Source organism: Parasedimentitalea denitrificans (genome assembly GCF_011813015.1).
Lineage (GTDB): Bacteria > Pseudomonadota > Alphaproteobacteria > Rhodobacterales > Rhodobacteraceae > Parasedimentitalea > Parasedimentitalea denitrificans.
Genome location: NZ_QHLQ01000013.1, coordinates 57,517 through 70,703, shown reverse-complemented (window position 1 = coordinate 70,703; position 13,187 = coordinate 57,517). Strand labels below are relative to the sequence as shown.

Genomic DNA, 13,187 nt, shown 5'->3' with positions numbered 1-13,187 from the left:
TATGAAACAAGCAGTTATCGTCTCAACCGCCCGTACTGGCCTGGCCAAATCGTTTCGCGGTGCGTTCAACATTACACACGGTGCCAGTATGGGTGGCCATGCGGTTCAGGCTGCGGTGGAACGGTCCGGACTGGACCCCGCCATGATCGAAGACTGCGCCATTGGCTGTGGCTTTCCTGAGGGCGAAACTGGCAACAACATTGCCCGTCAAATTGCCCTGCGCGGGGGCTTGCCGATTTCGGCATCGGGTCTGACCGTGAACCGGTTCTGTTCGTCTGGTCTGCAAACCGTCGCCCTTGCCGCCAATGCCATCACAGCCGAGGGCGCAGGCCCGATGGTTGCCGGTGGGGTCGAAAGCATCTCGATGGTGCAGCCCAAGCTGCGCTCACCTCAGGATCCTTGGATCGCCGAACACAAGCCTGCGATCTACATGCAGATGATCGAAACCGCTGATATCGTCGCGGAACGCTACGGCATCACCCGCGAGCAGCAGGACGAATACGGCCTGCGCAGCCAACAGCGGATTGCTGCGGCGCAAGAGGCCGGTCTGTTCAAGGACGAAATCGTGCCAATGCAGACCACGATGGCGGTGAAGGATAAAGAGACTGGCGAGATCTCGATGCACGAGGCAACCGTGGACCGCGACGATTGCAATCGTCCTAACACCGTGATCGAAGGCCTGCGCGGTCTGAACCCCGTGCGCGAAGGTGGCTATGTCACTGCCGGTAATGCCTCGCAACTGTCGGACGGGGCCGCCGCGCTGGTTCTGATGGACAGCAAACAGGCTGAACAGCAGGGGCTAGAGGCCATGGGGGCCTTCAAAGGGTTCTGTGTTGCGGGCTGCGAACCTGATGAGATGGGCATCGGCCCGGTCTTTGCGGTGCCACGTCTGCTGGAGCGCCACGGGCTCAAGGTCGATGACATCGACATCTGGGAGCTGAACGAGGCCTTTGCCAGCCAGGCGATCTATTGCCGCGACAAGCTGGGCATCGATGACGAAAAATGCAACGTCAACGGCGGCTCCATCGCCATCGGCCATCCCTTTGGCATGACCGGTGCCCGCATGACCGGCCACATCCTGCGCGAAGGCAAGCGGCGCGGCGCCAAGCTTGGTGTTGTCACCATGTGCATCGGCGGCGGCATGGGCGCGGCTGGGTTGTTCGAGATCTACTGATCCGCCAAGGGGGAGCGCCCGCCCGGCCCATCGAAGGCCGATTGGGCGCTGCCGGGCCTGGCGGCCGGGCTGGCACAAATTCTTACGAAACTCTTTGTGGCAAGTCAGAGCTATCGTTTCTATAGGTTTTGTTAACGCATTTCCCGCCCGGAGCATTACCGTGACCGCAAAGCACCCTGTCCACATCCTTGAGATCAACAACCCCGGCTGCCAGCAACTGGTGGGCTATCGCACCCTAGTGGATACGCGGGATGGGTCGTGTGAGGTCTCGTTGGACCTAAATCCAAGCCACCTGAACGGGCTGGGGGTGCTGCACGGCGGCATCGTTGCAACATTGCTGGACGTGGCCTGCGGTAATACTGCTGCGAGCTTTTTCGACCGGGAAACGCATCCCAGTCTGGTGACTGTTTCGCTCAACACTACTTATATCGCCGCCGCAAAATCCGGGCGCGTGACCGCCACGGCTCAGGCCACGGGTGGGGGACGCAGTATCGCCTATGTGAATGGAGAGCTGCGCGACGAGACTGGTGTGTTGCTGGCGACCGCAACGGGGGTGTTTAAGCGGGTGCGTAAGGCTACTCGGCGAGCAGTCGACTAAGAGTCACTGGCTTTCGGCAATCGAACCAGCAAGGATGATGCCCATGCCAATTGCACAAACGACCGCGCCTACTATGTCCCAACGCGTCGGCACCTGTCCTTCGATCACCCAAAGCCAGACAAGCGAAGCGCCAATGTAAATTCCGCCATAGGCAGCGTAGGCTCGGCCTGCAAAAGCCACATCGGCGCGGGTGAGCAGAAACGCAAAGAGTACAAGTGAGGCAAGACCGGGGATCAGCCAGAGGATGCTTCCATTGGCACGCAGCCAGGTCCAAAAGGCGAAACATCCCGCGATCTCTGCAAGAGCGGCCAGTACATATACCCCAGTTGTCCAAACGAGTGTGGTCATGTTCTCTCTTCGCAATTGTCTTATGTGTCAGGGGCTGGAATTTGCCCACAACCGGGTTTCCGTCATCAGACCCTTTTCCCAAGGTAGACACCACACCCATTCCACGCAAAGATCAGCATATTGGTTACGTGAGGGATAAATATGCGTTGGCTATTTGCACTTTTGATCAGCTTTTCCGCCACCAGCGCTGTGGCTGACGGGGTCGATCGCGCCGCCATCTGCACCGAGCTGGCGCAGGAGTATGTCGAAAAACACCAGAAAAGCCGCGACTACCGGCTGTTTCGCATATTTGATTTCTACAGCAGCAAGATCGATGCCTGTATTCATGTTGAGGCCAAGCTATTTGGCACCCATGTGCAGGTGCGCGACTTGACCGGGGTTGTATTTGCCGACCACCAGAACCTGCTGCTCGATTGCGACGCCAGTGGCATAGATGTGGTGAGCATAGACACAGTGCGCCGACATCGTGGCGACGTGGCTGAGCTGCCGGAAACTGACTGGCTGTCCGACGGTCAGGGTGGGACGGCAAAGTCTGTGAAAACAGCGGCGACACCGCTAACCCGCAAAGACTGCGAAGCCGCGCTGGAACACTGGCTGGTCAGGTGGAGTAGTTGAGCGAGGCCGTGAACGCCCCGCGCTTCTTCTTGTTTTAAATACCTCCGCCAGAGGCAGCGGGTTTTGCCGCTGGCAAAACCCGCTTTTAATCAGGCCCAGACGCCTTCAGCCGCAGCACGGATATTGCGGATGTTTTCGCCGTACGGGGCTGGGTTGCTGACCGAGCCGCCTTTGAAGACCGCTGAACCTGCGACCAGTACATCTGCACCAGCCTTGGCCACCAGTGGGGCAGTGACGGGATCAACACCGCCATCAATCTCGATATGGATCGGGCGATCACCGATCAGCGCACGCAGCTGTTTGACCTTTTCGATCTGGCTATGAATGAACTTTTGCCCGCCAAAGCCGGGGTTCACAGTCATCACGCAAATCAGGTCGACCATGTCGAGGTGATACTCAACTTCGGATACTGGGGTGCCGGGATTCAGCGCCAGCCCGGCTTTAACACCAGCGTTACGGATGGCCTGCAGGGTGCGGTGGGTGTGCGGTCCGGCCTCGGCATGGGCGGTGATCACATCGGCGCCCGCCTTGGCAAAACCTTCGATATACGGATCAACTGGTGCGATCATCAGATGCACGTCCATCACGCCCTTGATATGCGGGCGGATCGCAGCGCAGGTGGCGGGGCCAAAGGTGATGTTTGGCACAAAATGCCCGTCCATCACATCGACATGCACCCAGTCGGCGCCCTGGGCTTCGATGGCCTCACACTCGGCGCCAAAATTGGCAAAGTCGGCGGCTAGGATAGAGGGGGCAATTTTGATCTTGCGGTCAAAGGACATCGGGCAGCTTCCTTTAGCATTGGGGTTTGAGGGGCATATAACCGCTCTTTCCGCATCGCGATAGAGGCTATGGGAGCTGGGGTGCGAAAACTGACTCGATCAGTCGTTGGTGCCATCGCCAGAGATCGACACGTCGTCAATCCCGTGGGTAAAGGTGCTGCGCGATCTGAGCTTTTTGGGCTTAGTCGGGTTGGAAAACATCCCATACAGAATTGCGGCAACTACAGCGCAGGCAAATAGCAGCGCCAGCCCGGCGTACACATATTCCATGAACATAAATCAATCCCCCCAAACAATCCCTTGGCTGTGCAAATTTCAAAGCACTATAGCCATGATTGTTCAGAGGACCAGAACCGAGTGGAGTAGGCCTTAGGCTGCTCGGTAAAACATATAACGTCCCGGTGCGATGCCCTTGGGGCTGTCCAGTTCCTCAAATCCGACCAGCGGTTGTCCCGATACGATAATGCCTCCGGGGACCATGACCGAGGCGATGATGGGCGATAGGCGGGCAGCTTCGGCCACGTCTTTTTCTTTCACACCAAAGCCAAAGTCATAGTGGGCCAGCACAATTTCGTGGCCCTGTTCCACCAGCCGGTTGATCATCGGCTCGGCCTCGCCTTGCAGGAAATCTGCCTCGGGCGGAACACAGGACGGGTGGCATTGCAGGATCCGGTCGATCACCCAGACACGGCGGTTTGGCAGGATTTCGCGCAGGTGGTCATAGGTGCGGCCATTACCCAGCCCCATGTCCAATGCGTCACCCGATAGCGATGCGATCTGGTCCGCGGCCCAGTTCAGCCCATCACGTTGGGCGGTAAAGCGGCGGAGCATGGAATCCAATCGGCTCATGGTGCGGTCCTTTGTGGGTGTGTCCAGATGGTGGCAGGGCCAGTCAGCAAACGGCCTAGCAGAGCTTCGGTGAAGTCCCATATTGCGCTGTCATGGACAAGATGATGGGTCAGAATGCCATAGGGTTCGATGTTGTCGGCCAGTCCGTTACGGCGGGAAATCAATTGTTGGGTGACTTGATCTACCAGCTGTTGGGGCGGCACTAGCGAACGGCTGCCCTTCCAGTGGATCGGGTCAAGGTGGGTGTTGATCTGTTGCAAACCGGGGGCCGCTTCGGCGGCGGTGCGCGGCTTGAATGTCGACAGGCTCGTGTATCCCATTCCTGCCAGTTCCTGAACCACATCATCGCTAATCCGGTTCCATGGGGGAACAAACATAGGGGTCACGTCCTCGCCTAGCAAAGCGCGCAGTGTCTCCAGACCGCGACCAGCATCAGCCACTGCCTGTTCTACTGGGCGATGGGCGCCGAATTCAGCTTTCTTTTCACCCTGTGGTGCGTGGTTCTGATGAGCCCAGCCGTGCACGACAGGGATAAGTTGTGACGAGGTCGCGAGGTGATTGGCCAAGGCCTGTGTCGCATCGCGGGGGATGACCGCCAAATGTACGGGAAGGTCTAGTTTCTCCGATAGCTCGGTCAGATGATCTAGGTGTGGCGTGGGTTCAATGGCATCATCGTCGCGCCACCACAGGGGTAGGGTGAGCCCCTGATCCTGCCAGCTTTGCAATTCCTGATCCAAACCTGTCCAGTCAGCGTTCATGCCCGTTGCTCCGCCAGTTCAATCGCGATCTTTACCGCTTGGTTTGCCCCGTCAAAATGCAGGTTGGCAGTGTCGCGGCGTGGTGCTGATATTGCGTCTTGGATCGCTTGGCACAGGCTATCTGGCGTCAGGTCGGCGCTGGTGACAACCTCGAAACCGGGCATCGGTTTCAGGCTTTGCGCGCGCAATCCCTGCTCAACCTCTTTGCCCGCATCAAACGGGATTAGTACCGCCGGGGTGCCGCATTGTAGCAGGTCTAGCGCGGTGTTGTAGCCGCACATGCTGACCGAGGCGGCAGCCAGAGGCAGCATCTGGCGGAAATCGGGCCTGGCAGGTTCGATCACCGCAGGCGATCCGATGGCCTGCAACCGTTCGATCCGTTGGGCCGCATCACTGCCGCCAACCAGCAGTCGCCACCGGGTATCCGGCATCTGCGCGACAGCAAGACAGGCGGTTTCAAACAGCGCATCGCCCACGCTGCCGCCACCGGCACTGACCAGAACCTCGCCATTTCCTGCGCGTTGTGGATGCTCGGTTGGTGCGGGTGGGGCCACATAGCCGGTGTATTGTAGCTTTTCCCCTAGCATCGCAGACACCGGCCAGCTGATCTCTAGCTGGGTAGCAGATGGGTCAGAGTGCACCAGAACCGCGTCGTAGTATTCGGCAATCACTGCATCGGCCTGAACGGCCTTTTTCGGTTTGGATGGTGGCGCCAGGATATCGCGGATCGAGGCCAGAACGACAGGGCGGCGCGGCATCGCATGGGCGGCAGACAACAGTGCCTTGAACTCCTCTGCCAGGCTTCGGCGGCCAAAGGGGTAGAGTTCGGTGATCAGGATGTCCGGCTGCATATCAGCCAGCGCGATGCACAGGGCGTCTTGTCGCTTACTGTAGTAGGCCGCGTCAGCGACCTCACCTGATGCGGTTAGCAGTCGGGTGAAATCAACACCGTCAGAACGCAGGGGCGGCAGTTGTAGCAGATCAACCCCATCCGCGTTCAGCTGCGGCGCGGCAAAGCCACCTGATGCAACACAGACCTGATGACCTGCCGCAGCAAAGGCGCGGCCCAGGGTCAGGGCGCGGCTAAGGTGGCCGGTGCCCAACAGGTGAGTGACTGCAATCAGGACTTTCATACAGCATCTGCGCGCTTGGACAGGCGCACTGGCTCGGCAATCGGGGTCAGGCTGTCGCCGTCAATTTCCACTACAAACAGCCGGTTGCGTTTGATGCGGAAGGGGGCAGGGCCGTCAAAACCCCAGCCATAGGCACGTGCAAGGATCATACGCATGATACCGATGTGACAGACCGCTAGGGTGTCGCGTTGCAGGGTATTCACCCAGGGTTCAATTCGGGCCCAAACCTGTGCTGGCGTCTCGCCGCCGGGTGGTTGGAAATCCCAACCCCAGTTTTCAATATCGCGAAAGCCGCTGTTTGGGTCGGCCTTTAGATCCAGCCCATGTTTGCCCTCCCAGTCTCCCCAGAACATCTCGGTCAGTTCGGGGGCAGTCTTGGGCTCGCGCCCTGAGACAATTTCGGCCGTCTCAACCGCACGTTTCAGCGGGCTGGACCATAGGTCAGCCTGATCCCAGGGCGCGGGCAGGGTGAAACCCGACAGGTCAGCGCGGGCTCCATCGTCGAGTGGAATATCGCTGCGGCCCTGAATACGGCCCGCGCGGTTCCAGTGCGTATGTCCATGGCGCAGCAAGGCAAGACGGATCATTGGGGCTTCTCCAGTAAGGGGGGCACGGCGGACCAAAACCGTTGGGTGGCAGCGGGGGCCAGATGGGTGGCGGCAATAAAGGTGCGGGCCTCGGCGCCGCGTTTGACACTTAGATCACGATCGCCAAGCAGTTGCGAGATCTGATCTGCCATCGCCTGTGGGCCTGCTTCGGGTGTTGGATAGGATCCGGGCGCCAGAACATCACGCAGGCCAGGACGGTCCTGGGCCACTACGGGCAACCCGTGGCTTTGCGCCTCAAGATAGACCATGCCAAAGGCTTCGTTCACGCCGGGCCAAAAGAACAGGCTGGCTTGGGCATAGGCCTGCGCCAGATCCGCGCGGTCGAGTTGACCAAGCAAGGTGACGCGATCCCCATAAGGGGCCATCAGCGTCTCGACCTGTGATCTGGCAGGGCCGTCGCCGGCTATGTGTAACTGCCAGTCGCCTGACAGGTGGGCTAGGGTCTGTGCGATGAGGCTGTAAGAGGCCAGTTTGTCGCCCTCTCGCATCATGCCGGTGGCCAGCATCGGACCATTCAATGTCGATGCAGGGGGCAGTGTGTCGGTGGGCAGAAAGGGCGGAAGGTGGACCAGTTGCTGATCGCCATATCGGTCGCGTTTCAGGGTCTCTAGATCATATTCGGTCAGGTAGAAAACCGCATCGGCCGCATCGCAGGCGTAGTGAGCGGACTGGGCAAAGCTGGCCCATGGACCGGTCAGGCGACTGGTGGCGCGGGTGGATTCGATCTGGACATAGGGAATGTCGCGTGCGCGGGCCACTGTGGGGCCAATCAGGTCGGGCGCTTTGTAGTAGTTGTGGTAGGTCACCCAGAGATCTGCCGGGGGCATGTCGCGGATCAGGCGTGTGGCCTCGGCCTCGGCTTGGCTGCGCAGGTCTTGCTGCACATCACTGTCGCCGTGTTTGTCGTAGATCCTTAGTTCAGACACCAGATCGACCTGTGCGCCATTTGCGCCGATTACATTGATCAAGTTGCGGGCCATTTCACGATCACCCGATGGCACCGGGTGATGTGGCGACTTCATTGGCGCATAAAAGGCAACTCTTTTGCCTTGGCCCTGTGTCATTTGCCCGCCAGCATCGCGGTCAGGCGTTGTGACAGGCGTGCGATACCGGGAGGCATGCCAAAGTCGGACTTCAAACGCGCGAGTGCGGCCTCGGCCATGTCGGCAGTCTGGTCCGGATTGTTGGCCATTTGCGCGATGGCCTGAGCCAAGGACTGCGGCGCATCGTCGGCCAGCAGGCCGTGGGTGCCGCTGGTGATGAACTCAGGGATCGCTGAAACTGCGGTGGACAGGATTGGCAGACGCTGCGAGGCGGCCTCCATTAGCACATTGGGCAAGCCGTCACGATCACCGTCGGCGGCAATGCGGCTGGGCAGGACAAACAGATCAGCGGCGCGCATGGCAGCGATGACTTCGGGCTGATCACAGGCTCCGCACCAAGTGATCCGGTGGTTTATTCCGGCCTCTTCGGCCATGGCAGTCAGCTTGTCTTGTAGTTTGCCACCGCCGATTTGGGTCCAGTGCCAGTCAAGATCAGCAGGCAGCAGTGTCAGGGCTGCAATCAGGTTGTCAAAACCCTTTTTCTCGACCAATCGGCCAACAGACATCAGGTGCAGCGGGTCAGTGGCCTTACGCCAGACCCGATCAGGGGCAGCGGGAAAGCGGGTCAGGTCCAGACCGTGGTAGATCAGATCAACGCGGCTAGGGTCATCGGACATTTCTTGTAGGTGCTTGGCGCCAAAGCCGGTGCAGGTCGCGCCAAAGGCCGCGCCGTGGTGGGCGCTGGACAGTTTTTCGGAAATCTCCCAGTCGGGCGAGGTCCAGATGTCTTTGGCGTGGGCGGAAAAGCTCCACGGTAGTCCGCGCATGATTGCGGCGTAACGTGCCACGGATGACGGCGTATGCAGGAAGTGAGCGTAAAGCCCCAGCACCGCGTCAGGCATTTCGGCGGCCAGAACACAGGCCTGACCAAACCGGCGGATGCGGTTGTGGCTGGGGTCGCGTTTCAGATCAGCGCGCCAGATCCGGTAGGCCTCGGCATAGCCGGGCAAGGACTGGGCGATGCTGCGGGCATCCCAAACGCGCTGTGGTTCCTGATACAGGTATTCGGGCAGGTATTTCACCGATGCCTGAAGTTGTTCGTGCAGGGGGTGCCGTTTGACGTCTGTGGGGTGGCGCAGCGACCAGATCTCAAACGCATGGCCTGCCGCTTCGAGCGCAACCAATTCCTGCGCGATGAATGTCTCGGACAGCCGTGGCCAGCCTTTGACCAGAACCGCCAGCGGCGGCGATGTATTGATCATTCAGCGGCCTCACGTGCTGCACCAGATAGCAGCTTGTTCACACGGTCGGTAACGTAGTCGAGGCCGTCGAGCAGGCCCGGAGTAAAGGCGGCCGAAGGTGGTTTCTGCTGCTCCAAAGAGCGGATGGCGCGAATCATGGTTTCGGCTGTCATGCCATCGCGGTTTTCATCCAGCATCGCGATCAGGCCCAGTTGCTCGGCCCGGCTAGCGCGGATCCATTGTTCCAGACGCGGTGTGGTACGGGGCACGATCACGGCGCGTTTGTCAAAGGACAGGACCTCGCAGAACGTATTGTAGCCGCCCATGCAGACAACGCCCTGAGCACCGGCAAACAGGGTTTCGATTTGGGATTCAAAACCAACTGCCGTGACCCGGCCATTCAGCTGTTCAACGCGGGCCTCAAAGGCTGCGCGGGTATCGCCGGACAGAAATGGGCCATAGACTAGAATAGCACGCGGGTTCAGATCTGGATCGCGTTCATAGGCTGACAACACAAGATCAACCATGGCTGCGCCGTCGCCTCCTCCACCGGGGGTGATCAGAACATAGGGCTGTTCCGGGGCCTCACCGATCGTTCCCAGATCGCGGCGCAGATAGCCGGTCCAGTGGGTGCGGGCCTGAACCTCTGGGCTTAGATCAAGCCCGGCGGTTGGGTCATAGATGTCGCGCTGACCATAGACCCATAGCTCATCATAAAAGCCTTCTGTAGCTGGGATGGCGCCTTTGCGCTCCCATTCGGCTGCTAGCACTTTCGGTTCGTCGAGCACGTCACGCAGGCCCAGTACCAGTTTTGCCCGGCCACTGGATTTCAGCATGTCCAGTGTTGGCAGCAGTTCGCCGCGAAAGCCGGTGGGCTCTTTGTCGACGATCAGAACATCTGGATCGTATTGCTCGGCGGTAGAGCGGATCAGGCCCGATCGTAGGCTTGTCGTTTCATCAATGCTCATCCCCATTGTGCGCGAGGCGTAGGACCCATCAGAGAGCTTGGTGACGCCGGGCAGGCGAACATGGTCCACGCGTTCAGGAAATGCAAAACGCCCGGCAACGGGTGATCCGGTCAGGATCAGGGCCGAGGCGGAAGGGTCGGCTGCGGTGATGGCGCCAGCCAATGCACGCGAGCGCCGCAGATGGCCAAGGCCAAATGTGTCGTGACTATAGAGCATCACGCGCGGTGCGCGGCGGGCATTGTCCGTGTTGGAAGTGGTTTGGACTGTCATGGTTAGGCCTGAACGAAGGGGGCGAGAAAGTGGAGAGCTGCGGTAGGTGCAGCAAGAGAAGAGTTCAATCTGAACGTTTGCAATGGGCGCACAGACAGAGACCGCAGGGATCGATTTGCCGACAAAACCGGCACCACTGTAGGTGTGGGAAAAATCCCTATCTGCTCGGCCATTGTTCGCCTCAGGTTGCGCAGTCAGCTCAAGAAAAAGCTGGGTCTGGCACGGTCCGTGTTTTTCATCGCGTTTCTCCGTGTTTTGCCATCGGCCAAACTGTTTGCTGGCAGGTGTCCTGTCACGGGGTATTAGCGACAGAAAGTATATAGCCTGCGTGAAAATAACATGCAATCAACCGAGGGACACATAGGTGCAAAACTGCGTGTGTTTATGGGGTTTGCGCTCTTGTAGCAGCTGCGGTAATTTTGCGAAAACACGCGGGGACCCTCTTTCAAATGATGCATCTGATTTATCGATTTTTGTTGAGTGGCCTTCTGGCGCTGATGTTGGCGATGCCCATTGCCTCTTCATTGGCGGCGCAAGAGAGCGACAGTGCTGGCGCAGAGGCGCTGGCTAAAGCCATTGAACAGGCGGCTGACAGTGGCGTTGGCGTTATCGTTCTGGATGGTCGTGGACAGCTGGTAACCGAGCTTGCTGAGACCGACGGGACAAAGGAGCCGGTCGACACGATGGGTGGCCCTTCGGCGCTGATGCAGGCGCAATCTGAGGTCGACAAGTTTCGCCAGGAACTGCGGAGCCGGTTGGCGGCACTGCCCTATGCCAAAATCGAAGTTGCCTACATTCTGAAACAGACCAGCCCGGATGGTCGTATCCAGACCTATGTGGAAATCTTGGGCTGGAGTGTGCTTCTGCTGTTGATTGGGCGGTGGCTGTCGATTGAGATCTACGGCAAGCGGATAGCCAAGCGTCTGGTTGTCGGGCGCGTTAAAGCCGAGCCAGTAGGCTATCGAGAAAAAATGCCATTTCTGGTGTTTCGGTTTGCCATGGGGATGGGCGCCACCATCTTTGCCATGATTTTTGCGGGGTTGGCGGGTTATTTAATCTTTGGACCAACCGAGGATAGCTCGGTCAAGTTTACCGTGACAGCCGTGTACACCGCCTATTTTCTAGCTTGCACGGCGTCGGATCTGTGGCGCATGGTGCTGTCCCCGTATCTTAGCCAGTACCGTATCCCTGTTTTCTCGGATCGGGATGCCAAGCGTCTGTTTCTTTGGGCATCGATTTTGGCGACCTATGATATTTGTTCGATCCTATTTGCCACTTGGGTTGGTGACTTTGGACTGAACTACAACCTGTATGCATTGGTGCATGGTGTGCTGACCTTGGTCGCGACCATCGGCAATCTGGCGATGGTACTGTTCAACGCCCGCGCCATTACCAATGCGATCCGCGCTGGCAAGCAAAAGGCCGAGTGTAGCTGGTTGGTGCAGGGGCTGAGCACAGTTTGGGCCCCGCTGGTGATGGCCTATATGGCGTTTGGTTGGCTGAACCTGGCCTTTGATCTGGTGCTGGAACGCGAGGCTCCGATCCCATTGATGGTTGGGACCTATATGGTGCTGACGTCGATCCTGATTGTTTATGGCGTCATCAACTATGTGATCGAACGCTTCTTTGATCGGTCCCGCCAGGTGCAGCAGATGAACGAGGATCTGGCCGAGGCTGAAGCCCTAGATGGGATGCTGGATGACGAGGGCGTTCTGCCGGTGCGTCCGGTGCATCCGATGGCCACATTTGAGGATCTGGCGCGCCGGGTGGCGGGTATTCTGGCCTTTGTGGTGGGTTCATTTGCCCTGATCCGGATTTGGAACCCAGATGTGAACTGGATGGCGGGTTCGATGGCCGAACGAGCTGTAGATGTAATCTCGATCCTGTTCATCGGCTATATCGTTTATCACCTATTCCGGATCTGGATCGACAGTAAGATTGCCGAAGAAACCCCTGATGCAGATGAAGCTCAGCCGGGAGATGAGGGCGGGGCCTCGGGGGCTAGCCGATTGGCAACGCTGTTGCCGCTGTTCCGGGGGGCCATTTTGGCTGTTGTGGTTGTGTCGATTGGTCTGATTGTTCTGATGGAGCTGGGCATCAACGTCAGCCCGCTGTTTGCGGGTGCTGGTGTTGTTGGTCTGGCCATTGGCTTTGGCTCGCAAACACTGGTGCGCGATATCTTCTCGGGGGCGTTTTTCTTGGTGGATGATGCGTTCCGTAAGGGTGAGTATATCGACATTGGCGATGTGAAGGGCACGGTTGAGAAGATCTCGGTTCGGTCGTTCCAGCTGCGTCACCATCTGGGTGCGTTGCAGACCATTCCGTTTGGTGAAATCCGGGTGCTGACCAACTATTCCCGTGACTGGGTGATGATGAAACTGCCGCTGCGGGTGACCTATGACACCGATGTGGAAAAGGTGCGCAAGCTGATCAAGAAGTTGGGCAAGGAGTTGCTGAACGATCCGGTGATCGGCGACAACTTTATCCAGCCGCTGAAATCGCAGGGTGTGATCGAGATGCAGGATTCTGCGATGATCATTCGGGTCAAGTTCATGACCAAACCGGGGGATCAGTGGTTGGTGCGCAAGAAGGTCTACGAGGAAATCCGTCAGTTGTTTGAGCGAGAAGGCATCCACTTTGCCCATCGTGAGGTGACTGTGCGTTTGGCCGAAGGCAAGGCCGATGATCTGAGCCAGAGCCAAAAACAAGCGGTGACCGGAGCGGTTCAGGCTGCGATTGATGAGGATATGATTGACGTCCCAAACGGTGGGGATGATCGGTAGGTTCACCCCCGTCTGCA

At 58.7% G+C, this 13,187-nt stretch carries 14 protein-coding genes; 4 read left to right on the top strand and 10 right to left on the bottom strand.

Annotated elements, in window-relative coordinates:
- The first annotated feature begins 1 nt into the window (after nt 1).
- Nucleotides 2-1,174 carry an acetyl-CoA C-acyltransferase gene (locus tag DL239_RS13675; RefSeq protein WP_167684664.1) on the top strand — a complete coding sequence of 391 codons (1,173 nt, stop codon included), beginning with the start codon at nt 2-4 and terminating at the stop codon, nt 1,172-1,174.
- Between the two features lie 160 nt (nt 1,175-1,334).
- Nucleotides 1,335-1,772: a PaaI family thioesterase gene (locus DL239_RS13670; RefSeq protein WP_167684663.1), complete on the top strand. Its 438-nt coding sequence runs from the start codon at nt 1,335-1,337 to the stop codon at nt 1,770-1,772.
- A 3-nt stretch (nt 1,773-1,775) separates the two neighbouring features.
- On the opposite strand, the gene DL239_RS13665 is transcribed toward DL239_RS13670, so the two are convergent.
- The gene (locus DL239_RS13665; RefSeq protein WP_167684662.1) at nt 1,776-2,120 is read right to left on the bottom strand and encodes a YnfA family protein; all 345 of its coding nucleotides are present in this window, start codon (nt 2,118-2,120) and stop codon (nt 1,776-1,778) included.
- Between the two features lie 141 nt (nt 2,121-2,261).
- On the opposite strand from DL239_RS13665, the gene DL239_RS13660 reads away from it, so the two are divergent.
- Nucleotides 2,262-2,735, top strand: a complete 474-nt coding sequence (locus DL239_RS13660; RefSeq protein WP_167684661.1) for a hypothetical protein — start codon at nt 2,262-2,264, stop codon at nt 2,733-2,735.
- Nucleotides 2,736-2,824: 89 nt separating this feature from the next.
- On the opposite strand, the gene rpe is transcribed toward DL239_RS13660, so the two are convergent.
- The 9 genes from rpe to DL239_RS13615 all read right to left on the bottom strand — a co-directional run bounded on the left by rpe (nt 2,825) and on the right by DL239_RS13615 (nt 10,387).
- A complete protein-coding gene (gene rpe, locus DL239_RS13655; protein WP_167684660.1) occupies nt 2,825-3,517 on the bottom strand; it encodes a ribulose-phosphate 3-epimerase in 693 nt (230 codons plus the stop codon).
- Nucleotides 3,518-3,616: 99 nt separating this feature from the next.
- Nucleotides 3,617-3,793 carry a hypothetical protein gene (locus tag DL239_RS13650; protein WP_167684659.1) on the bottom strand — a complete coding sequence of 59 codons (177 nt, stop codon included), beginning with the start codon at nt 3,791-3,793 and terminating at the stop codon, nt 3,617-3,619.
- Between the two features lie 93 nt (nt 3,794-3,886).
- Entirely contained in the window at nt 3,887-4,366 is a 480-nt protein-coding gene (locus DL239_RS13645; protein WP_167684658.1) for a class I SAM-dependent methyltransferase, read from the bottom strand.
- Complete coding sequence (locus DL239_RS13640; RefSeq protein ID WP_167684657.1) at nt 4,363-5,124, bottom strand: polysaccharide deacetylase family protein; 762 nt, start codon at nt 5,122-5,124, stop codon at nt 4,363-4,365. Before DL239_RS13640 ends, DL239_RS13645 begins: the two co-directional genes overlap by 4 nt.
- Nucleotides 5,121-6,257 (bottom strand): glycosyltransferase family protein, encoded by a 1,137-nt coding sequence (locus tag DL239_RS13635; RefSeq protein ID WP_167684656.1) that lies wholly within the window; start codon nt 6,255-6,257, stop codon nt 5,121-5,123. Before DL239_RS13635 ends, DL239_RS13640 begins: the two co-directional genes overlap by 4 nt.
- Complete coding sequence (locus DL239_RS13630) at nt 6,254-6,844, bottom strand: histidine phosphatase family protein (RefSeq protein ID WP_167684655.1); 591 nt, start codon at nt 6,842-6,844, stop codon at nt 6,254-6,256. The genes DL239_RS13635 and DL239_RS13630 overlap by 4 nt, the downstream gene beginning before the upstream one ends.
- Nucleotides 6,841-7,929 (bottom strand): glycosyltransferase family 4 protein, encoded by a 1,089-nt coding sequence (locus DL239_RS13625; protein WP_167684654.1) that lies wholly within the window; start codon nt 7,927-7,929, stop codon nt 6,841-6,843. Before DL239_RS13625 ends, DL239_RS13630 begins: the two co-directional genes overlap by 4 nt.
- The gene (locus DL239_RS13620; protein WP_167684653.1) at nt 7,926-9,170 is read right to left on the bottom strand and encodes a glycosyltransferase family 4 protein; all 1,245 of its coding nucleotides are present in this window, start codon (nt 9,168-9,170) and stop codon (nt 7,926-7,928) included. The genes DL239_RS13625 and DL239_RS13620 overlap by 4 nt, the downstream gene beginning before the upstream one ends.
- Entirely contained in the window at nt 9,167-10,387 is a 1,221-nt protein-coding gene (locus DL239_RS13615) for a glycosyltransferase family protein (protein ID WP_240931864.1), read from the bottom strand. The genes DL239_RS13620 and DL239_RS13615 overlap by 4 nt, the downstream gene beginning before the upstream one ends.
- A gap of 449 nt (nt 10,388-10,836) precedes the next feature.
- On the opposite strand from DL239_RS13615, the gene DL239_RS13610 reads away from it, so the two are divergent.
- Nucleotides 10,837-13,170, top strand: coding sequence for a mechanosensitive ion channel family protein (locus DL239_RS13610; RefSeq protein WP_167684652.1), 2,334 nt, complete (start codon nt 10,837-10,839; stop codon nt 13,168-13,170).
- The last annotated feature ends 17 nt before the right edge of the window (nt 13,171-13,187 follow it).

What these genes read in the sequence shown, in the direction of transcription:
- DL239_RS13630 (WP_167684655.1), bottom strand. Translation starts at nt 6,844, where the DNA reads ATGATCCGTCTTGCCTTGCTGCGCCATGGACATACGCACTGGAACCGC.
- DL239_RS13645 (WP_167684658.1), bottom strand. Translation starts at nt 4,366, where the DNA reads ATGAGCCGATTGGATTCCATGCTCCGCCGCTTTACCGCCCAACGTGAT.
- DL239_RS13625 (WP_167684654.1), bottom strand. Translation starts at nt 7,929, where the DNA reads ATGACACAGGGCCAAGGCAAAAGAGTTGCCTTTTATGCGCCAATGAAG.
- DL239_RS13650 (WP_167684659.1), bottom strand. Translation starts at nt 3,793, where the DNA reads ATGTTCATGGAATATGTGTACGCCGGGCTGGCGCTGCTATTTGCCTGC.
- rpe (WP_167684660.1), bottom strand. Translation starts at nt 3,517, where the DNA reads ATGTCCTTTGACCGCAAGATCAAAATTGCCCCCTCTATCCTAGCCGCC.
- DL239_RS13615 (WP_240931864.1), bottom strand. Translation starts at nt 10,387, where the DNA reads ATGACAGTCCAAACCACTTCCAACACGGACAATGCCCGCCGCGCACCG.
- DL239_RS13660 (WP_167684661.1), top strand. Translation starts at nt 2,262, where the DNA reads ATGCGTTGGCTATTTGCACTTTTGATCAGCTTTTCCGCCACCAGCGCT.
- DL239_RS13675 (WP_167684664.1), top strand. Translation starts at nt 2, where the DNA reads ATGAAACAAGCAGTTATCGTCTCAACCGCCCGTACTGGCCTGGCCAAA.
- DL239_RS13665 (WP_167684662.1), bottom strand. Translation starts at nt 2,120, where the DNA reads ATGACCACACTCGTTTGGACAACTGGGGTATATGTACTGGCCGCTCTT.
- DL239_RS13610 (WP_167684652.1), top strand. Translation starts at nt 10,837, where the DNA reads ATGATGCATCTGATTTATCGATTTTTGTTGAGTGGCCTTCTGGCGCTG.
- DL239_RS13640 (WP_167684657.1), bottom strand. Translation starts at nt 5,124, where the DNA reads ATGAACGCTGACTGGACAGGTTTGGATCAGGAATTGCAAAGCTGGCAG.
- DL239_RS13635 (WP_167684656.1), bottom strand. Translation starts at nt 6,257, where the DNA reads ATGAAAGTCCTGATTGCAGTCACTCACCTGTTGGGCACCGGCCACCTT.
- DL239_RS13620 (WP_167684653.1), bottom strand. Translation starts at nt 9,170, where the DNA reads ATGATCAATACATCGCCGCCGCTGGCGGTTCTGGTCAAAGGCTGGCCA.